The 19,138-nt window shown below is 37.5% G+C and carries 22 protein-coding genes; 14 read left to right on the top strand and 8 right to left on the bottom strand.

Annotated features, from left to right (window positions below):
* The first annotated feature begins 20 nt into the window (after positions 1 to 20).
* The 8 genes from HSM_RS04735 to HSM_RS04770 all read left to right on the top strand — a co-directional run bounded on the left by HSM_RS04735 (position 21) and on the right by HSM_RS04770 (position 5,133).
* Positions 21 to 647, top strand: coding sequence for a DUF4376 domain-containing protein (locus HSM_RS04735; protein WP_012341723.1), 627 nt, complete (start codon positions 21 to 23; stop codon positions 645 to 647).
* Positions 640 to 909 (top strand): hypothetical protein, encoded by a 270-nt coding sequence (locus HSM_RS04740; protein ID WP_012341724.1) that lies wholly within the window; start codon positions 640 to 642, stop codon positions 907 to 909. The genes HSM_RS04735 and HSM_RS04740 overlap by 8 nt, the downstream gene beginning before the upstream one ends.
* Positions 910 to 1,036: 127 nt before the next feature.
* Positions 1,037 to 1,681 carry a hypothetical protein gene (locus HSM_RS04745; RefSeq protein WP_012341725.1) on the top strand — a complete coding sequence of 215 codons (645 nt, stop codon included), beginning with the start codon at positions 1,037 to 1,039 and terminating at the stop codon, positions 1,679 to 1,681.
* Complete coding sequence (locus tag HSM_RS04750; protein WP_012341726.1) at positions 1,678 to 1,995, top strand: hypothetical protein; 318 nt, start codon at positions 1,678 to 1,680, stop codon at positions 1,993 to 1,995. Before HSM_RS04745 ends, HSM_RS04750 begins: the two co-directional genes overlap by 4 nt.
* A gap of 2 nt (positions 1,996 to 1,997) precedes the next feature.
* Positions 1,998 to 3,194 (top strand): hypothetical protein, encoded by a 1,197-nt coding sequence (locus HSM_RS04755; protein WP_012341727.1) that lies wholly within the window; start codon positions 1,998 to 2,000, stop codon positions 3,192 to 3,194.
* A gap of 18 nt (positions 3,195 to 3,212) precedes the next feature.
* Complete coding sequence (locus HSM_RS04760) at positions 3,213 to 3,746, top strand: hypothetical protein (RefSeq protein ID WP_011609520.1); 534 nt, start codon at positions 3,213 to 3,215, stop codon at positions 3,744 to 3,746.
* The gene (locus tag HSM_RS04765; protein ID WP_011609519.1) at positions 3,746 to 4,372 is read left to right on the top strand and encodes a hypothetical protein; all 627 of its coding nucleotides are present in this window, start codon (positions 3,746 to 3,748) and stop codon (positions 4,370 to 4,372) included. The genes HSM_RS04760 and HSM_RS04765 overlap by 1 nt, the downstream gene beginning before the upstream one ends.
* Before the next feature lie 497 nt (positions 4,373 to 4,869).
* Positions 4,870 to 5,133, top strand: a complete 264-nt coding sequence (locus HSM_RS04770) for a phage virion morphogenesis protein (protein ID WP_256692737.1) — start codon at positions 4,870 to 4,872, stop codon at positions 5,131 to 5,133.
* A gap of 254 nt (positions 5,134 to 5,387) precedes the next feature.
* Here the strand turns inward: HSM_RS04770 and HSM_RS04780 are convergent, their stop codons facing one another.
* The 3 genes from HSM_RS04780 to HSM_RS04790 form a co-directional block, all read right to left on the bottom strand.
* Positions 5,388 to 5,765 carry a hypothetical protein gene (locus HSM_RS04780; RefSeq protein ID WP_012341730.1) on the bottom strand — a complete coding sequence of 126 codons (378 nt, stop codon included), beginning with the start codon at positions 5,763 to 5,765 and terminating at the stop codon, positions 5,388 to 5,390.
* A gap of 97 nt (positions 5,766 to 5,862) precedes the next feature.
* Positions 5,863 to 6,120, bottom strand: coding sequence for a hypothetical protein (locus HSM_RS04785; RefSeq protein WP_143432558.1), 258 nt, complete (start codon positions 6,118 to 6,120; stop codon positions 5,863 to 5,865).
* A 69-nt stretch (positions 6,121 to 6,189) separates the two neighbouring features.
* The gene (locus HSM_RS04790; protein ID WP_012341732.1) at positions 6,190 to 7,128 is read right to left on the bottom strand and encodes a Kdo(2)-lipid IV(A) acyltransferase; all 939 of its coding nucleotides are present in this window, start codon (positions 7,126 to 7,128) and stop codon (positions 6,190 to 6,192) included.
* 122 nt (positions 7,129 to 7,250) lie between these two features.
* On the opposite strand from HSM_RS04790, the gene hldE reads away from it, so the two are divergent.
* The 6 genes from hldE (at position 7,251) to cpdA (ending at position 12,593) form a co-directional block, all read left to right on the top strand.
* The gene (hldE, locus tag HSM_RS04795) at positions 7,251 to 8,681 is read left to right on the top strand and encodes a bifunctional D-glycero-beta-D-manno-heptose-7-phosphate kinase/D-glycero-beta-D-manno-heptose 1-phosphate adenylyltransferase HldE (RefSeq protein WP_012341733.1); all 1,431 of its coding nucleotides are present in this window, start codon (positions 7,251 to 7,253) and stop codon (positions 8,679 to 8,681) included.
* Positions 8,682 to 8,690: 9 nt separating this feature from the next.
* A complete protein-coding gene (locus tag HSM_RS04800; protein ID WP_011608735.1) occupies positions 8,691 to 9,035 on the top strand; it encodes an ArsC family reductase in 345 nt (114 codons plus the stop codon).
* 112 nt (positions 9,036 to 9,147) lie between these two features.
* A complete protein-coding gene (gene dapE, locus HSM_RS04805) occupies positions 9,148 to 10,281 on the top strand; it encodes a succinyl-diaminopimelate desuccinylase (RefSeq protein WP_012341734.1) in 1,134 nt (377 codons plus the stop codon).
* A complete protein-coding gene (locus tag HSM_RS04810; protein WP_012341735.1) occupies positions 10,271 to 10,951 on the top strand; it encodes a M15 family metallopeptidase in 681 nt (226 codons plus the stop codon). The genes dapE and HSM_RS04810 overlap by 11 nt, the downstream gene beginning before the upstream one ends.
* A 52-nt stretch (positions 10,952 to 11,003) precedes the next feature.
* Complete coding sequence (gene nudF, locus HSM_RS04815) at positions 11,004 to 11,624, top strand: ADP-ribose diphosphatase (RefSeq protein WP_011608738.1); 621 nt, start codon at positions 11,004 to 11,006, stop codon at positions 11,622 to 11,624.
* 138 nt (positions 11,625 to 11,762) lie between these two features.
* On the top strand, positions 11,763 to 12,593 hold the full coding sequence (cpdA, locus tag HSM_RS04820) for a 3',5'-cyclic-AMP phosphodiesterase (RefSeq protein ID WP_011608739.1): 831 nt from the start codon (positions 11,763 to 11,765) through the stop codon (positions 12,591 to 12,593).
* Between the two features lie 77 nt (positions 12,594 to 12,670).
* Here the strand turns inward: cpdA and HSM_RS04825 are convergent, their stop codons facing one another.
* The 5 genes from HSM_RS04825 to xylF form a co-directional block, all read right to left on the bottom strand.
* The gene (locus HSM_RS04825) at positions 12,671 to 14,446 is read right to left on the bottom strand and encodes a TonB-dependent hemoglobin/transferrin/lactoferrin family receptor (RefSeq protein ID WP_157857765.1); all 1,776 of its coding nucleotides are present in this window, start codon (positions 14,444 to 14,446) and stop codon (positions 12,671 to 12,673) included.
* Positions 14,389 to 15,063 (bottom strand): TonB-dependent receptor plug domain-containing protein, encoded by a 675-nt coding sequence (locus HSM_RS04830; protein WP_012341738.1) that lies wholly within the window; start codon positions 15,061 to 15,063, stop codon positions 14,389 to 14,391. The genes HSM_RS04825 and HSM_RS04830 overlap by 58 nt, the downstream gene beginning before the upstream one ends.
* Positions 15,064 to 15,188: 125 nt before the next feature.
* The gene (locus HSM_RS04835; RefSeq protein WP_012341739.1) at positions 15,189 to 16,316 is read right to left on the bottom strand and encodes a sugar ABC transporter permease; all 1,128 of its coding nucleotides are present in this window, start codon (positions 16,314 to 16,316) and stop codon (positions 15,189 to 15,191) included.
* 3 nt (positions 16,317 to 16,319) lie between these two features.
* On the bottom strand, positions 16,320 to 17,834 hold the full coding sequence (gene xylG, locus HSM_RS04840; protein ID WP_011608742.1) for a D-xylose ABC transporter ATP-binding protein: 1,515 nt from the start codon (positions 17,832 to 17,834) through the stop codon (positions 16,320 to 16,322).
* 59 nt (positions 17,835 to 17,893) lie between these two features.
* A complete protein-coding gene (gene xylF, locus HSM_RS04845; RefSeq protein WP_012341740.1) occupies positions 17,894 to 18,895 on the bottom strand; it encodes a D-xylose ABC transporter substrate-binding protein in 1,002 nt (333 codons plus the stop codon).
* Between the last annotated feature and the right edge of the window lie 243 nt (positions 18,896 to 19,138).

The following is a 19,138-nucleotide window of genomic DNA, read 5'->3' on the forward strand; positions in this document are numbered from 1 at the left end:
ACAACAACCAAGGACAACACATGAAAATCTACTTCAAAGACGGCTTTTATATGAGCCACATTCACAAAAATATTCCCCAAGGTGCGGTGGAAATCTCCGAAGATTTATACCGCTCTTTACTGGTGGGTCAATCAGAAGGCAAACAAATAATCACAGATGAAAACGGTTATCCGCAGTTAGCCGACCCGCAACCCAGTCCATTTCATCATATTGAAAAGGGGCAATGGGTTATTTCGCCTGAAAATCAAACCGCACATTTAACCCAAGTGCGGGCGGAAATGCGAGAGAAAATCAATGCCTTGCGAGATGAAAAAATCAATGGCGGGGTATTTGTGGAAGCGGTGGGCAAGTGGATTGATACGGACGCCACGGCGGAGCGGAATATCTTATCCGTCAAAGCCAGTTATGATTTATTCGGTGATATGGAAATTGCGTGGACTTGTGCGGATAACTCTGTATTGATGATAAATAAGGAAAAATTAATGCTGATTTGGCAGGCGTTAATGAACGCTAAAACAAGTAATCATGCTAATGCCTTGAAGCATAAAACCGCTATGGAGCAATCGGACAATCCGGCGGAATATGATTATTCGGACGGGTGGACAACCAGTTATGGGGAGTATTTGAAGGAGTTGAAAGATGAGTAAATTAAAATATTGGTTTTATCATGTTTTAATTGCCGTTGACCAATTACTCAATGCTGTTTTTGGCGGTGCAGCAGATGAAACCTTTTCAAGCCGTTGTTATCGTGGTGCGGTGTTGGCGAAAAAACCGAAAAAACGTTGGCGAGTGATGCATTTTGTTATTGAGGGGCTTTTCTTTTGGGAAAAGGGGGAGCATTGCAAAAATGCGTATCTGTCGGAGTTAAAGCGTAAACAATATCCAGAGGATTTTAGCAGTAAAGGTTAGTCAATCTATTATGGCTAACCGTCTAAAAATAACAAAACCGCTTTGTATTTTAATATATGAGCGGTTTTGTTTTGTGTGTCATACCGACTTTTCGGCATGGCTTTTTTCTATAACAAGAGGACAAATAATGGGCATTTTAAATTCGATGAGTGACAGTTTGCAAGACCCCAATCAAAGAACGCTTACGCAAGGCACTACAACAGCACAATCTAAAAACATTAATCAAGCAGTACCATCAATGGCACAAAATGTTACGAATAATCTTAATAGTAACTCGTTATTAATGAAAAGTGCGGCACAAAAAGGCAATCGAATGGCGGCACAAAGAGGATTGCAAAATTCAACCATAGGGATTGAGTCTGCTCAACGTGCGATGCTTGATGCGGCGATTCCGATAGCTCAACAAGATACGCAAAATCAGCAACAAATAACCGTAGCAAACTTGAACGCTAAACTTTCACATGATAACGCAATGAAAGAGTTGGGTGCTCAAGTGTCGGCGAATACAATCGGCAAATCTATTGATTATGCAATGCAAATTACAAATAACTTTGACGCTCAAATTGCTGGTGTGCTGAATAATACGCAAATGAAAGAGGAGGATAAGAAAAAAGCCATTGAGCAATTGAAAGCAAGTCGAGATACGGAATTGAGTTTTATGAGTAGGTTTATGCAAAAAATTCCGACGACACAAAAAGATTGGGCGGCATTCCCGTCATTGGGCGTACCGACAATCACAATGAAACCAACAGAAACAGGGGGTAAAGTATGAGTTTTTGGGATTCAGCTTGGAGCGTAATTACAGAGTCTGCCAAATGGATGGAAAAAAACCAAGCGGCAACAAATTTAATGGGAAGTGTACTACAAGGAACTGCGGGCTATTTTCTTCAAAAAGAGCAAGCTAAAAATCAAATGCGACAACAGAGAGAGTTGCTGAATTTGAAAGATGAAATGCAATCAAAATATTCTGCGGTGCCGGAAGTAGACTCAGGTTATGGTGGGCTTGTGGTTGATGAGACACCTAATTTGGCGAATGGCGGTATTTTAACTGAAATGAAAAAAAAGGTAGATAGAAAAGGAGTGTAGCCATGGGATTTATAAATGATGCCGGCGGTGGTACAGCTAGAAATATTCGCGATATAGATAGAGACAGAGATAGAGGGCGTAATAATAGCTATGATACGCAAAGTATGGATAATTTAGCTAAAGCTATTCACGACGGCTCTTATCAAGGAAAAAATGATAGCAGATGGTCTCGTCGAGACAAGGACGGCTATAGTTCATTCGGTCGAGATAGGGATAATGAAAAGTATAGCAACTATGCCGGCAGTTATTCTAAAGGAAAAAGTGCGATTGGAAGTGCGGTACAAAACCATCGAAATGTAGTAGCTAATTCTCCGTCCGATCTCAAATCAAAAACGCTAACGGGTGAAAATATTGATGATGGTTTGTTGTCCTCAAACCAAAATAAGCAATATAGTCCAATTGACTATGCTGAAATGTATAAAAACGGACCTCGTCATCCGATAGAAAAAGCAACGTTGGGTAAGCGAGAAATGGGACCGATGAGCCGAATTGCACCTGAAGATCCACATGCTAACAGCTATCAAAACTACAGATATGTACAATCCTTAGCGAATAAGGATTGGATAGAAGATACGCAACGAAGCATAGCCGGAAATGCGGTTGGCGGAATATCTTCCTCCGGAGTGGCTAATGCGGTTGCCGGTGCTGTAGGGGGCGGCTTAGGCAGGGCTGTAGCCGGAGCAGTAGCGGGAATAGCAGCATCTAATGCCGGAGATTTGGCTAATATGGCAGTAGGTAAAGCCAACAAAGAAGGATTAACAGATGAACAAAAAGCAATGTACGATCAAGCTTTCTCACAGAGACAGGATTATTTCGACAAGAGAAGACGTTCATTTGATAGTTTCGGTAATGGTATAGCGACTGTTCTTGGCACCGGTGTCGATATTGCTTCAAAAGGGCTAACCATGGGGGCAGGCTCTACCATCGCTGATGCCTACAAAAATAATTCGGCATTGGAGAAAACCTTGGAAAATTTTGATAGCCCTGAAAATAGGCAATTTTTAAAAGAAAGACAGGAGGCGTACAAGCGTGCAAGGGAAGAAGATGCGAAAAGACGCAAAGCAGATGGGTCAAATAAAGGCATTCTCTACAATATGACTAAACGTCTACAGCCTCAAGAAGAGCCACAAGAGCCAACTTTACCTTACTATGCTATTCCGGCATTAACTAATCTTTGGAATAACGTCATTGTGAAATAAACAACAGGAGAAAACTCAATGGGTATTTTAGATAATATGGCACAACAAGCCAATGCACAACCGCAAATGCAACAAACGGCGACACCACCACAAACTGAACAAACGGGAAATATGATGCAAATGTATCAATTCTTAATGCAAAACTCAATGCAAGCCATCGCAGAAACGGCAGAGCAACGCATTCACGAAAAAGGACCGGTAGACGGAACGGCAGATTTAATTGCAACCGCAATGGTTTCAAATCTTCAAGCGGCACAACAAAATGGTAAAACCATCCCCCCACAAGTCATGTTACAGGTCGCCAAAGATATTGCCATGCAGTTATTACAACAAATGGGCGTACCGGAAGAGCAACTTGATGATGTATTGATTGACGTTTTATTTAAAGCGTTGGATCAATTTGGTGAAATGAGCCATGGCATGTTATCAGCGGAAGAAGAGCAACAATATGTCGACATGATCAACAAAATATCTGAGGCGGAACAGCAACGCCAAGCACAAAAAGGCGAAAATCCGACCGCACTTGAACAGGCACAAACGGGAGGTATGTAATGGGATTTGGCGGTATTTTAGCCTCAATTGCTCATGGATTGGGCGGAGGTATGATTAAAGTCGCGGATGAGGGCTGGAAAAAAGAAGCAGACGAGCGTAAAAATCAATTCTATGCAGATCAAAAAGCATTAGATCGAGAGGCTGAACTAATTCTATTAGACAGAAAACATCAAAATGACATTAATTTTTTGCATAAGAAAAATGCGATTTCTCAAGCGGTTAACAATAGCCCTAATATGAAAGCGATGAATGAAATCAAAGACGCTTTTGATGCAATGGACGCAGGAAACAAAGAAATTGCACGACTTGATGAATTATTAGCGGATAAATCACTTTCCAAAGAGCAACGAGAAAAACTTACAACGCAGAGACAGGCAATTTACGATCATGTTTCTTCAGTAGCCAACAACGAAGAAATTTGGAAAGGAATTCATAAAGGCAGATATGGTCAAGCAATACGCGGCAAACATATTCAAATGACTACACCATACAAAAAGACACCATCTCCAGTGGCTGTTTCGCAAAAGCAAGCCAACCAGCCTATAATTGTACCAAAACCTGACAAAGCTCAGTTATACGGAGAAGATATTATGAGGAGATACCACAATGGAGAATTACTAGACTAGCAAAAACTCTAAAAACAAACCGCTCTTTGGATTGAATTGAAGAGCGGTTAGAATTTATTTTGTAAGCTGTATCTTTGCAAGATGTAATGGTAGTTAATGAGATGTGAAAATGTGACATAAATGTGTCATAAAAGGTGAAAAAAGATAGTAAAAGGCGTGTTTTTTATAGGAGGGTGTTCTTTGATTAGCTTTGTAAGTCTTTGTTTTAAATGTTGTTTTTGTTTTATTTGGTTTTTATTAATTGCTCTTCTAAGCCGTAGGTCATTGGTTCGAATCCAAATAGGGCGTGCCATTTCTTAAATTCCTCTAACAACCAACTAACTACAGCTCCAATGATCTAAACTAACGACAGCTTAAAAAACAAGTATTTTTTGCTATCTCAAAACAAAGTATTGTATTTATATACAGTATAAATTATGATCTAAAAGAACCGATTACAGAATTTAACTGTTACCAAAAACTGATCCAAAAACAAAAAAAGTGTACCAAACAGCAGAATTAAAACCCAAGCCATGTCTAAAAAAATCACCCAAGCAAGGCACATGAAGCTACGCCGCCAAAAAGACGGTATAGAACTAGGGTTTAGCGGAAATACCGCCTACATCGCCACTATTCATCAATATGGATTAAGAGCAAGAGTAGAACGACACAAAGAACACAAAGTACAATACGCCAAGCGTGAATTGCTCGGCTTTACGGAACGGGACAAAGAAATGATTGAAGCGTTTGTGATTAAGGCATTGAGTGAAAATATTGATTAGATGTCATCATCTAAATTCTTATTTTTGCAGTGGCAACAATTTTTATCACGATTGGACGTATCATAAAACAACACAAAGATAAAAAATAAAGCAACACTGCCAAAAATAAACGTCAGCCCAACGCTTAAATCAAAATAAAAATAACAAATAAGGTAAGGACACGCGACAATTAACACAAAAATAAGGTCAATAAAATCATTAACAGTCAATTTACTTTTCATAGAACCACCGTAGTTTTTGTCGTTATTGTCTTTTTATATTAAAAAATAGCAAATAACCGCAATAAGAATGATGGCACTTATGCCCCATTCAAGGCTAAATTGATAATCGACCTGTTCTTTAGCATGATAACGTCCGGATTTCTTTTGAATTGCCATTAGCACTGTATCCAAAAGTAACATCAAAGGCGTTAATGCAAACGTGAATAACACGCAACCTATACCGACAGGGATAGAAAGCAAAAAAACGGAAATAAGCAAGGAACTGAAAAAATGAATGACAGATAAGGTTTCCCAACTCATCCTTAGCGAAATACCAAACAACACAATAACGGTAAACATAGCACTGATGTAGTACAAATGAGTAACCCAAAAAAAAGTAAAATTTTCATACTTTAATTCATCGTGTCGCATAAAAACCCCTGTGTTTTTTGTGTATCTTTGTTTATTTTTTCTACGTTGTCAATCTTATTTCAACATATTAATAATTTGTTCTCGAGATCGGACCCATTCATAAATCACTGACAAAAATAGTTTTGGCCAGCATTGCCGGTTGATTATCATCCATATCAGCAAATAATGTGGCAAGTTTTTGCTGTGCTGTGTCATAATCACCTTGGCTTAATGCGTTGATCACTGGATTCAATATTGGGTTCATTAATTGTTGATATTTCTCCGGTGTCGGTTCTAATCCGTCTAACACTTCATCAGGATCATTTTGTACCGATAATAACGCTATTTTCCCTTTGCCTATCTTTTGAGCCGACAAAAGTACGGTCATATTTGGCGGTGTTTTATGCTCGAATACAGCTTCGTTTTCTGTTACGGTACTTGCAGTTTATTCGTATAAACTTTGTTGATGTTCATTAGGTCTGGTTTTAAATCGGCGATGTAACCACATATATTGTGTTACATCTTGCAATATTTCCTTTTCTACAATCTTATTCATTCGTGTCGCTATTGCCGTTTCATCATGGAGAATATCCGAAAAATCAATAGGTGCTGAAATGTTCAACGTATATCCAGAGTTATCTTTGTTACGAAGCGGTGTAAAAGGGATAACTTTGCTCTTAGGTGATGATTTTATTAAGTAGTAACTTCCGGTTGTCGTTGCCGCCTCCGGTACAGCAAAAAAAGGTACGAAAACAGCATTTTTTCTTCCATAATCATGATCCGGAGCGTACCAAATCATTTCACCATGACGAATAGCTTTAATCATTGCACGTAAATCTTTGCGATCCAATAAACCTTTATTTGATCTTGCACGTCCACGGCATTGTAACCAATCCATTAAAGGATTATCATGCGGTCGATAAATGCCAATGCCTGGATGAGATAGACCAATAATCCTTGCACCTAATTCTAAAGTGAGAAAATGAATACCTACAAGAATAATACCGTCTTGTTGATTTTCTTTTAAATATTCAAGCCCTTCAATTTTGCTCCATTTTTTTATTCGTTTATCTGACCAAAACCAAGCCATACCGGTTTCAATAATTGCCATGCCTGTTGCTTTAAGATTGGATTGCAATATATCGTTGATTTCCTGTTCAGAATAATGAGGAAAACAGAGCTGTAAATTTTGGCGAGCGATTTTTGTTCTGCGTTGACCGATTTTCAAATGAGAAAATAAAGAACCTAAACCGTTGCCGATTTTAAGTAAGATTGGATAGGGGAGCAATAAAATAAGACGAAAAAATAAAAAACCTAACCAGAAAAGCCAGTATTTAGGCTTAAGAAATTCAATATTAAATTGTGGAATTGATGTTTTTGCCATAATGTTACTTAGTCTAATACAACTTTGATTTTGCGTTGTAGTTTAACGGAAATTTGACGAAATAGCATTTTTACTGTGGTAAAATTAGCAAAATTTTAGTGATTTTATGAGAGAAAAGAAAAATGATGCAATATTCAGCACAGTTTAATCGAGCTAAAGTACTGGTGATCGGTGATGTCATGCTTGATCGTTATTGGTTTGGGGCAACCAATCGAATTTCACCTGAAGCTCCGGTTCCTGTGGTTAGAGTACAAGAAAATGAGGAAAGAGCAGGCGGTGCGGCTAATGTTGCTATGAATATTGCCTCGTTAAATGTACCTGTTCGGTTATTGGGTTTAACAGGAAAAGATGAAGCAGCTAGGGCATTAATGCAGCTATTGGAAAAACAAAGTATTCATTGCGACTTTACTCAACTTGACTCGCACCCAACTATTACTAAATTACGTATCCTATCACGTCATCAACAATTATTACGCCTTGATTTTGAAGAGGATTTCAACAATATAACAAGTGCGGATTTATTGTGTAAGCTTGAAAGTGCGGTACGAAATTATGGTGCATTAATTTTATCTGATTACGGCAAAGGGACATTAAATGATGTACAAAAAATGATCCAAATTGCTCGTAAAGTGAATATCCCTGTCCTGATTGATCCGAAAGGAACGGATTTTGCACATTATCGCAGTGCGACGTTATTGACGCCAAATATGTCTGAATTTGAAGCGGTAGTGGGTAAATGTCATAGTGAAGAAGAAATTGCAGAGAAGGGCTTGCAGCTAATCAAAGAGCTTGATTTATCCGCTTTGCTGGTTACTCGTTCAGAAAAAGGAATGACATTATTACGTCCAAACAATGCACCATTTCATTTACCTACGGAAGCAAAAGAAGTGTTTGATGTTACCGGTGCGGGCGATACCGTAATTAGCGTATTAGCTACCGCACTTGCTGACGGGCGTAGTTATGAGGAGGCTTGTTATTTAGCGAATGTGGCGGCAGGGATTGTTGTTGGCAAATTGGGTACATCAACAGTTTCAACAGTTGAGTTGGAAAATGCCATTCATGGCAGAACCACTGCAGGTTTTGGCATTATGGAAGAAAGTCAATTAAAAGCGGCGGTGGAATTGGCAAAAGCACGAGGAGAAAAAATAGTGATGACAAACGGTTGCTTTGATATTTTGCATCCAGGACATGTGTCTTATTTAGAAAATGCACGTAAATTAGGTGATCGTTTAATTGTCGCTGTTAATACGGACAATTCTGTAAAACGTCTTAAAGGTGAAACTCGTCCGATTAATGATTTGGCGACTAGAATGGCTGTTTTGGCGGGATTATCTTCTGTGGATTGGCTTGTTGCGTTTGATGAAGATACACCTCAACGTTTAATTGCAGAAATATTACCTGATTTATTAGTCAAAGGTGGAGATTACAAGCCTGAGGAAATCGTTGGCAGCAAAGAAGTCTGGCTAAATGGTGGCGAGGTCAAGGTGTTAAATTTTGAAAATGGCTGTTCTACAACGAATGTGATTAAAAAAATTCAACAGTTAAAAGAGTAAGGGAACATTATGATTACGGTATATGGTATTAAAAATTGCGATACTGTTAAAAAAGCATTGAAATGGTTAGCAGATAACAATATTGAATACCAACTTCACGATTTTCGTGTAGACGGTTTACAACAATATTGGCTAGAACAAGCGGAACAACAATTTGGCTGGGAAAATTTAGTCAACAAACGTAGTACGACATGGCGTAATTTAGATGAAGAAATCAAACAAAATCTGACTAAACAGACCGCACTTAAAACCTTACTTGCACAACCTACTTTAGTTAAACGTCCGATTATTTTACAAGACGGCAAAGCGTTGATTGGGTTTAGTGTAGAAGATTATGAACGTGTATTGAAATAAAAGATCAACAACGTTCTATTTAACGTATGGCATATTGCAATAGTGCAAAATGAAACTATGAATTGATAAAAGGACAGATGCTACGCAAACGTTCGTAAAAAAATAAAATCTTATGAAAAATAACATAATTACTCTCACTCAAAGTCTTATTCAACGTCCTTCAATTAGCCCTGATGATCAAGGCTGTCAACAACTTATTGCCGAACGTTTACAAGCTGTTGGTTTTAAGTTGGAGTGGTTACCTTTTGGTGATACCTTAAATTTATGGGCTACTCATGGTGAAGGAAAATGTATTGCTTTTGCGGGGCATACAGACGTTGTTCCGATTGGTAATGAAAGTCAATGGACTTATCCGCCTTTTGAAGCCCGAATTGTTGAAAATATGCTGTATGGGCGTGGTGCTGCGGATATGAAAGGTGCTTTGGCAGCAATGGTTATTGCGGCGGAAACTTTTGTGAAACACCTGCCAAATCATCAGGGAAAAATAGCCTTGTTGATTACCTCTGATGAAGAGGCAGCGGCTACCAATGGAACGGTAAAAGTAGTGGAAACGCTAATAAAACGTAACGAAAAGATTGACTATTGTGTAGTAGGTGAACCTTCCAGTGCAACGCAATTTGGCGACATTATTAAAAACGGACGACGTGGTTCTATTACAGGAAATTTGTATATTCAAGGTGTACAAGGTCATGTGGCTTATCCTCATTTAGCGGATAATCCTGTTCATAATGCCTTGAAATTCTTAGATGAATTAACTCATTATCAATGGGATAAAGGTAATGAATTTTTCCCGCCGACCAGTTTACAAATCGCCAATATTCATGCAGGGACAGGTAGTAATAATGTAATCCCCGGTGAACTTTATGTGCAATTTAACTTGCGTTATTGTACTGAGGTGACAGATGAAATTATTAAAACTAAAGTGGCTGAGATGTTGGAAAAGCATAAGTTAACGTACCGTATAGACTGGAATTTATCGGGCAAACCGTTTTTAACACCTCAAGGAAAATTAGTAAATGCTACAATTGAAGCAGTGAAAAAATTTACTCAAATCAGACCGCACTTAGATACAGGCGGTGGGACTTCCGATGCTCGTTTTATTGCCACAATGGGAGCGGAAGTCGTGGAGTTTGGACCTCTTAATCAAACCATTCATAAAGTGAATGAATGCGTGAATATTGATGATTTAGCCAAGTGCGGTGAGATTTATTATTATATTTTGGAAAAATTGTTTAATGAACAATAGGTTATCAAAAATCCTCACAGGAAAAAGTCGTGAACATTTAATTTCATTACCGAATACGCTTTCGGCTAATCATTTTTTGCAGATGGAAGTTGTCGCTGCTTTTTTGCAGTTACAGCAAGCTGCAAAGCAAGCTGGCTTTAATTTACAGCCAGTAAGTAGTTTTCGTGATTTTGAACGTCAGCGTTCAATTTGGAATACAAAATTTTATGGAGAACGTAAAGTTCATGATGATCAAGGAAATCCGTTAGATTTAACCGCACTTGATGATTGGCAAAAAGCACAAGCGATTTTGCGTTGGTCTGCTATACCTGGAGCAAGTCGCCATCATTGGGGAACGGAAATCGATATTTTTGATCCTGATTTATTGCCAAAAGGACAATCTTTACAACTTGAGCCTTGGGAATATCAAACTGGTGGTTATTTTCAACGCTTAACTAATTGGTTATTAGTTAATGCACAACAATTTGGTTTTTATTTTCCATTTTTTGAGTTAAAAGATAAAAAAGTGGGCAATGAACTTTGGCATTTAAGCTATTTTCCCATTGCAGATATATATCAACAACAATTTTGCCCTGAGTTTTTATCACAAGCGTGGTACGAGGAAAACGTTGCGGGTAGCGAGATATTATTGAAGCATCTTGATGAAATATTTAGGGATTTTTTGATTTAATGATTTAAGCTATTTTTAGCCAATCCAATTTTTAATAATTTTAGAGGTATATATGGAAGTTCAGCAATTTACTCAGCAAGATATTGAAATTCTTCATGAAGAAACATTGTACAAAGGTTTTTTTCAATTAAAACGCATTCAATTTAAGCATAAACTGTTTGCTGGTGGTGTTAGTGGAGTTGTAACTCGTGAATTACTTTATAAGGGAGCAGCATCAGCAGTTATTGCGTATGATCCATATTTAGATAAGGTGATTTTAGTCGAACAAGTTCGCATTGGTGCTTACGATCCCAAATTAACCACATCACCTTGGTTATTTGAATTAATTGCAGGTATGGTGGAAGAGGGAGAAAAACCTGAAGAGGTTGCACTAAGAGAAAGTCAAGAAGAAGCAGGCGTTCAAGTAGATAATTTGCAACATGTTTTAAGTGTGTGGGATAGCCCAGGCGGAGTGATTGAGCGTATCCATTTGTTTGCCGGAAAAGTTGATAGTACAAAAGCAAAAGGTATTCATGGCTTGGCGGAAGAAAATGAAGATATTCAGGTGCATGTTATTAGCAGAGAAATTGCCTATCAATGGGTCTGCGAGGGAAAAATTGATAATGGTATAGCGGTCATGGGATTGCAATGGTTACAACTCAATTATAAAACTTTGCAACAACAATGGTTATAAAATGTGATACAGATTATATTTTTTATAAAAAATTAGATAAAAATATGATCCTGTTAACATTTTCATTATTTTTTTAATGCAATTTTTTATTAAAACAGTAAGTTATAACCCGTTTGTTGTATATAAAGGGTGAATATTTTGATCAGTACATATCAATACCCTACTTCAGAGAAAGTAGTTCGTTTAATTCAGATTACCGATCCCCATTTATTTAAAGAAAAAAATGGAGAATTACTTGGCATTAATACGTATGATAGTTTTAATCAAGTATTAAGCGAGGTTTTACAAAGTAAATTTGATTATGAGCTTGTTTTAGCAACGGGAGATTTAGTACAAGATAGCAGTGAAGAAGGTTATCAATATTTTGCTGAATCGGTTAAGTTGTTGAATAAAAAAGTTTTTTGGATTCCGGGAAATCATGATTTTCAACCTAAAATGTTTGATGTTTTAAGTCAATATCAAGAATATATTTATCCGACAAAACATGTATTAGTGGGAAAAAATTGGCAAATTTTGATGTTGGATAGTCAAGTATCAGGCGTACCTCATGGGTATCTAGGACAATATCAATTGGATTGGTTGTCAGCAAAACTGAGAGATTATCCAAAACGCCATGCCTTAGTTGTTCTACATCATCATATTGTTTCCACTAATTCGGCTTGGTTGGATCAACATAATTTACGCAATTCCTTAGACTTAATGCAAGTGTTGTTACCTTTTAGAAAAGTGCGGGGCATTTTATATGGGCATATTCATCAAGCAATGGATACAAAATGGCAGGGATATAAAATTATGGCAACGCCTTCTACATGTATTCAATTTAAACCTGACAGTAATCATTTTTCTTTAGACACATCACAACCGGGTTGGCGTGAAATTGAGTTATATGATGATGGACGAATTGAAACAAGGGTCAAGCGGATTCAACAGACCAGTTTTCTGCCGAATATGTTGAGTGAGGGCTATTGATGAAAAGCGAAAAGTGCGGTGAAATTTTTGATTTTTTCACCGCGCTTTGTTGTTCAAGTCATCACAAATAACATTCGCTAGAATTTCATTTCTAATGATAAAGCAAAATTACGTCCAGCAGCAGTAAAGCGTTCTAACCCTTTTCCGCTGTTATATACGTCGCCCAATGCACCATTCTCTTTGATTTGTCGTAATGTATCCCAAGTGGTGTACTTACGATTGAATAAATTAAAGATGCCTGCATTTAAGGTAAAATGGGAATTGAGGCGATATTGTGCGGTTAAATCAAATACGACATAAGAACTGCTTAAAAAACGATAAGGTTTGGGTTGCCTAAAGTCGGATACAACACCTGTTTTTTTATCAACATCCAATTGCAAGCTATTTACATTCGGAATATCAATAGCGTCTTTGGCTTTTTTAGCACTGACATATCGCCCGCTGAAGAGAACATTCCATTTGTCGTTATCCGCTTGGTAGCCTAATCCCAACGTGGTGCTAAAAGGCTGGATTGGTAACATCGCCGTGCCATTATTTTTACGCCCTTTTGCATAGCTGGCTTTTAATATGGCGTACCAAGATTTGGATAAGCCAACTATTTTCCCGTTAGCACGGGCATGGAAATCAAGACCGGTAACATCGGCTTTATCAATATTTATCTGCTGATAATTTACGCCATCTAAATAATATTCAGTATATTTCGTTATAGGCTTGGTTGCCCAGTTAGTTCTTTGACGAGAGCCAATTTTTGGTTTTGTTTCGACATCAATAAAATCCCGATATTTTGTATAAAATACAGCCAAGCTTAATTGATAGTTGTCGCCTTCTTTGGTAAGAGAGAGTTCATGATTTTGTGCTTTTTCAGGTTTTAAATTAATATTAGGTAAATATTGGACATCACTTGCCCCTTTTAAATCAAAATACATTTCTTCTATTTTCGGTGCTTTAAAACCTGTGCTGAATTCATAGCTAAGTAACGTGGAATCGGTGAGCGAATAATTTAATCCCAACGAAAAATTGACCGCACTAAATTGTTTCTTGGGTAAAACTTCGACTTTTTGACTGGCAAGATCATATTTTAATGCACTTGTGGTGGGCTTATAGCGATAGTGATCGAAGCGTATTCCTGCATTTGCTCCCCATTTTTGATTAATACTGATTAAATCCTGCACATAGGCATACCAAGCCTGACGGGCAACAGGTTGCTGAATAGTGAATTCACGTTGTTTTATCCTTGAATAAGCACCATACTCTTGATTTCTATTTTCTAATTTACCCCAATGATAACCCAATCCACCTGATAATTGATGATGAGCAAACTTGCCGGCAATTTCATTGGCAATAAAAGAAACATCTAATTGATAATGCTTCTGTTCTGTTTTATATAAACGCTTGTCAGTAATAATATTATAATCTTGCGGAGAAACACCATATTGATTGGAATTAGCCTGTTGTGAGACTTTTTGTTGGGCTAATTGTACGCTAAATTTATTTAGCCAGCTTTCCGTTGGGGTATAATTATAGGAAAGACCAAATCGCTGATAAGGTGTTATATCGCCCGCTTCTTGACGATTTGAAGCATAAAAACTTTTTTCTAAAATTTTTCTGCTTTGCTCAAGATTTTCAAAAAAACCTTGCACAAAATGTTGTGGAGTAAAATGATATCCTAATTTTGCCAACCAAGATCGGCTGTGATAATCCACATTATCAGGTAATACACGACTACGCCCACATAATTGGGGAAAGATATCTCGCTGGTCTCCATTTGGTAAAATGCCACAATACGCAACGTCTTTTAGTTTGCCACTGTAGTAATTTTTGTTTTCATGTGCATGGCGATAGGTGTATTGCAACAATCCCTCGGCGTTACCCTGCTTGAACCCCCCCCTATCACTTGGCGATATTCCGTATTACGTGAGCTATAGGCAGTTTTAGCATAAAATCCAACAGTTTTATTCGAGTCTACAAAATCATGCACATTTTTTGTTCGCATCGACACGCTACCGCCTAACGCACCGCTACCTTGTGTTAAAGAATTCGCCCCTTTATTAAATTCTACACTACTTAAGTTTTCAATTTCCGTGCTGTTGCGATTACCATTATAAAATCCTTTAATATAGTAAAAGCGAGGCATATAACTTTCGACCGCACTTATTCCATCAACACTCATCGCCACACGGTCGCTTTCTACACCACGCATAGTATAACCATTGGCACCGCCACGCCCTCCTTCAGTGACTGTAACACCTGTTTGCCAACGGACCAAATCCTGTTCGTTCCATACCAAACCTCGACTAATTTGTTGGCTATTTGTGCTTGAAGTTTTAGCCGATACTTGTTCTGTTTCAACAATAATCTGATCTAATGTAGCAGAATCATTAAATTGAGCGATTGCATTAAATGAAAATAAAGGTAACGTAACAGCAGAAAACCGCAGTAACGTTTGCTGACGATTTTGATCAAAAAACATAACACCCCTCTTAAAAATAAGAATCAATCTTATTAATGATAACAGAGATATTACTATATCGCTATTCCTTCTTTTATTTATCTAATTGGAGAAATAGAAACCTTTAAAATAGCAGAAATATAAAATTAGACCTTTTTCTTACTAATGGTATCTATCCATACTGCTAGTAATAAAATGCCACCTTTTACAATATATTGCCAAAAAGTCGGTACATCCAGCATACTCATTCCGTTATCCAATAAGGCGATGATAAATGCCCCGATTACTACGCCAAAAATACTGCCGATACCGCCGGCTAAACTGGCTCCACCGATAACACAAGCAGCAATGGCATCGAGTTCTGCATTTTGACCGGCAGATGGAGCTCCGGCTCCCAAACGGGAACTTAAAATTAAGCCGGCTATTGCCACTAATAAGCCGTTAAGAGCAAAAATGGTTAATTTAACTTTTTCCACGGCAATACCTGATAGGCGAGCTGCATCAATATTGCCACCAATTGCGTAAATATGTCGACCAAATGCTGTTTTTTTCGAAATGAATGTTCCTATAATGGCTAATCCACAGAGAATTAATACTGGAATTGGCATGCCTCGATAATCGTTAAGCAGATAAATTGCACCAAGAATAAGGATTGCTATCATGCCATATTTCACTGTTTCTTTGGGCATTTTGGCAACTGGTAAATTTAGGTTTTGTCTGGCTTTACGCTGATAACTTCCCCAAGCAATAAAGCAAAATATTATGATGCTCCCTAAAATTATCCCTATGGTGTCGGAAAGATAACCTTGACCGATAATTGTCATATCATTACTGATAGGGGAAACGGTAGTACCATTCGTTAATCCGATCAAAATTCCCCGAAATGCAAGCATTCCTGCTAAGGTAACGATGAAAGATGGTACTTTTTGATAAGCAACCCACCAACCGCTCCACGCCCCGATTAGTAAACCTAAGAGCAAGGTAACAAGGATAGTTAAGGGTAACGGCCAACCCCACCAAACATTACTAATTGCCGCAAAGCCACCGAGTAGCCCCATTAGTGAACCAACTGATAAGTCAATTTCTGCAGAGATAATCACAAACACCATACCAATAGCAAGAATACCAGTGATAGCAGTTTGACGTAATAAGTTAGAGATATTTCTTGCACTTAAATAAGCCCCTTCTGTTGCAATTGAGAAAAAAAACATAATCACCATAATGGCAATCAGCATAATATAGACTTGTAAATTGATTGATTTGAACTTATTCATAGCTTACTCCTTAAGTGCGGCTTCCATTACTTGTTCTTGAGTGAGATGATGGTTGATTAAATCCGCTTTAACTTTACCTTGGTGCATTACTAATACACGATCGCTTATTCCTAAAACCTCAGGTAGCTCTGAGGAAATTACAATAATTGACATTCCTTCCTGAGCTAGTTGGTTGATTAATTTATAGATTTCATATTTTGCACCGACATCAATACCTCGAGTCGGTTCATCTAAAATCAAAATGTTAGGATGTAATAATAGACATTTTGCTAAAATTGCTTTTTGCTGATTACCTCCACTTAGCCGGCCTATTGCGAGTTCAGGCGAGGAAGTTTTCACTTTCAGTTTGGCAATAGATTGATTGATAATGGTTTCTTCCAGCGGTTCGTTAATGACTTTTTTACCAAAGCAGAATTGAGACAAAGAAGATAAGGTAATATTTTTACCTACGCTCATAATAGGAATAATACCGTGTTTTTTACGATCTTCCGGTACCATGACAATATGATTTGCGATAGCTTCTGCGCACTTGTTGATTTTAACTTTTTGGTTATTGAGAAAAATGTTACCTTGGTATTTTCCTACATAAGAACCAAAAATACATTGAGCCATTTCAGTTCGCCCTGAACCGACTAATCCTGCAACACCAAGAATTTCTCCTTTCCGTAATATGAAATTGGCATTATCAACGCGTTTAATATGTGTATTGGTTGGGTGCCACGCAGTTAAATTTTCTACGCGTAAAATTTCTTTGCCAATATCGTGTGGCTCGTGTGGATACAATGAGGTAATTTCACGTCCTACCATCATGGTAATGATGTCATCTTCGCTTATCCCTTGTGCTAATTGAGTGCCGATGTGTTCACCGTCTCGAATTACACAGATCTTATCGGAAATTGCTTTTACTTCATTTAATTTATGAGAAATATAGATACATGCGATATTGTGAGCTTGTAGACCTTTAATCAGATTAAGTAGAATGTCTGTTTCTTTTTCGGTTAATGAGGCGGTCGGTTCATCTAAAATCAATAAACGAACTTGTTTATTCAAGGCTTTAGCAATTTCAACTAATTGTTGTTGCCCTAATCCCAATGCACTCACTTTGGTATTTGGATCAATATCGAGCTGAACCTGCTCTAATAAGGTTTTACAACGCAGATACATTTTGTTGTCATTAGTAATACCTGCTTGGGTAATTTCATTCCCTAAAAACATATTTTCCAATACTGACATATTTTTCACTAAAGTCAGTTCTTGGTGAATAATCGAAATTCCTTTTTCTTCCGTATCTTTAATATTTTTAGCGGTTAATTTTTCACCGGAAAAATAAATTTCTCCCTCATAATCCCCTGAGGGATAAATACCACATAATACTTTCATTAAGGTTGATTTACCTGAGCCATTTTCACCACATAGAGAGAGTATTTCGCCGGTTTCAAGGGAAATTGAAATATTATTTAATGCTACAACATCACCAAATTTTTTAGTGATATTCTTCATCTCTAATAATTTCGTCATAACTTCACCCCTTTTTTTAGTATGGCAAGACATAAAATCTTGCCACATAAAATATTTTATTATTTATAAACAGCCTCTTTGGTATGGAAACCATCTTTAATCACCGTGTCATCAATATTCTCTTTTGTAACGACGACAGGCTCTAATAGGAATGCAGGGACATTTTTCAATCCGTTATTTAATTGAGAGTTGGATTCCACTTTTCCACCTTTACCTAACGCGACTGAAATTTCGGCTGCTTTATCTGCTAAATTAGTGATTGGTTTGTATACGGTCATTGTTTGTGAACCGTCAAGAATGCGTTTGATTGCCGCTAAATCAGCATCTTGACCTGAAATCGCTACTTTGCCTGATAAGCCTTGAGCACTTAATGCTTGAATTGCACCACCGGCAGTTGCATCGTTAGAAGCGACTACCGCATCAATATTGTTTTTGTTTGCAGTTAACGCATTTTCCATAATTTGTAATGCTTTTTCAGCTAGCCAAGAATCAACCCATTGATCGCCTACCACGTTGATTTCGCCACTGTCAATGTGCGGTTGTAATACTTTCATTTGACCTTTACGAAATAATTTTGCGTTATTATCAACAGGTGAACCGCCCATTAAGAAATAATTCCCTTTCGGTTTTTTCTCAATAATGCTTTGTGCTTGTAGTTCACCTACTTTTTCATTATCGAACGAAACATAGAAATCAATATCTGCGTTATTGATCAGACGGTCATAAGCTAAAACTTTAACCCCCTCTTTTTTGGCTTCAGCGATCACGTTTGACAATACTTCGCCATTGAATGGAATAATCACTAGCACATCAATATCTTTATTTAGCATATTCTCAATTTGAGAAATTTGAGCTGTCGCATCACCATTTGCAGATTGAACGAATACTTTTGCACCTAAAGCTTCTGCTTTTTTCACAAAAATATCTCGGTCTTTTTGCCATCTTTCTAAACGTAAATCATCAATTGACATGCCGATTTTCAGATCGTTTGCTAGCACTGAATGGCTAAAAACCATTAAAATTGCTGTCGCGACCGCTAATAACTTAGATTTAAGTTTCATAAAATACCTCACTTGGTTGAGAGAATGATGTAAGGGTATAATGTAGTTGCCCCGAGTGAAGTCTGCGGAGATTTGGTAATAAGTGCAATTATCAGATTTATTAATGTAATTATGTTTTTTCGCTTTTGTGATCTGTTCGACATTAACCAATAATCTAAATCCAAAAACGAAATATCGTAATTGAGGGTTGTTTTCAATTTTAAGATGATGAGCCTTGTATTCATATTTATCACATCTCAGAGG

The organism is Histophilus somni 2336 (genome assembly GCF_000019405.1).
Classification (GTDB): Bacteria; Pseudomonadota; Gammaproteobacteria; order Enterobacterales; family Pasteurellaceae; genus Histophilus; species Histophilus somni.

Excerpts from the sequence above, each read along its gene's own strand:
- HSM_RS04790 (WP_012341732.1), bottom strand. The coding sequence starts at position 7,128 with ATGGCAAAAACATCAATTCCACAATTTAATATTGAATTTCTTAAGCCT.
- HSM_RS04750 (WP_012341726.1), top strand. The coding sequence starts at position 1,678 with ATGAGTTTTTGGGATTCAGCTTGGAGCGTAATTACAGAGTCTGCCAAA.
- hldE (WP_012341733.1), top strand. The coding sequence starts at position 7,251 with ATGATGCAATATTCAGCACAGTTTAATCGAGCTAAAGTACTGGTGATC.
- HSM_RS04745 (WP_012341725.1), top strand. The coding sequence starts at position 1,037 with ATGGGCATTTTAAATTCGATGAGTGACAGTTTGCAAGACCCCAATCAA.
- HSM_RS04755 (WP_012341727.1), top strand. The coding sequence starts at position 1,998 with ATGGGATTTATAAATGATGCCGGCGGTGGTACAGCTAGAAATATTCGC.
- HSM_RS04830 (WP_012341738.1), bottom strand. The coding sequence starts at position 15,063 with ATGTTTTTTGATCAAAATCGTCAGCAAACGTTACTGCGGTTTTCTGCT.
- dapE (WP_012341734.1), top strand. The coding sequence starts at position 9,148 with ATGAAAAATAACATAATTACTCTCACTCAAAGTCTTATTCAACGTCCT.
- HSM_RS04800 (WP_011608735.1), top strand. The coding sequence starts at position 8,691 with ATGATTACGGTATATGGTATTAAAAATTGCGATACTGTTAAAAAAGCA.
- HSM_RS04735 (WP_012341723.1), top strand. The coding sequence starts at position 21 with ATGAAAATCTACTTCAAAGACGGCTTTTATATGAGCCACATTCACAAA.
- HSM_RS04810 (WP_012341735.1), top strand. The coding sequence starts at position 10,271 with ATGAACAATAGGTTATCAAAAATCCTCACAGGAAAAAGTCGTGAACAT.
- HSM_RS04780 (WP_012341730.1), bottom strand. The coding sequence starts at position 5,765 with ATGCGACACGATGAATTAAAGTATGAAAATTTTACTTTTTTTTGGGTT.
- nudF (WP_011608738.1), top strand. The coding sequence starts at position 11,004 with ATGGAAGTTCAGCAATTTACTCAGCAAGATATTGAAATTCTTCATGAA.
- xylF (WP_012341740.1), bottom strand. The coding sequence starts at position 18,895 with ATGAAACTTAAATCTAAGTTATTAGCGGTCGCGACAGCAATTTTAATG.
- HSM_RS04760 (WP_011609520.1), top strand. The coding sequence starts at position 3,213 with ATGGGTATTTTAGATAATATGGCACAACAAGCCAATGCACAACCGCAA.
- HSM_RS04765 (WP_011609519.1), top strand. The coding sequence starts at position 3,746 with ATGGGATTTGGCGGTATTTTAGCCTCAATTGCTCATGGATTGGGCGGA.
- HSM_RS04835 (WP_012341739.1), bottom strand. The coding sequence starts at position 16,316 with ATGAATAAGTTCAAATCAATCAATTTACAAGTCTATATTATGCTGATT.
- xylG (WP_011608742.1), bottom strand. The coding sequence starts at position 17,834 with ATGACGAAATTATTAGAGATGAAGAATATCACTAAAAAATTTGGTGAT.
- HSM_RS04740 (WP_012341724.1), top strand. The coding sequence starts at position 640 with ATGAGTAAATTAAAATATTGGTTTTATCATGTTTTAATTGCCGTTGAC.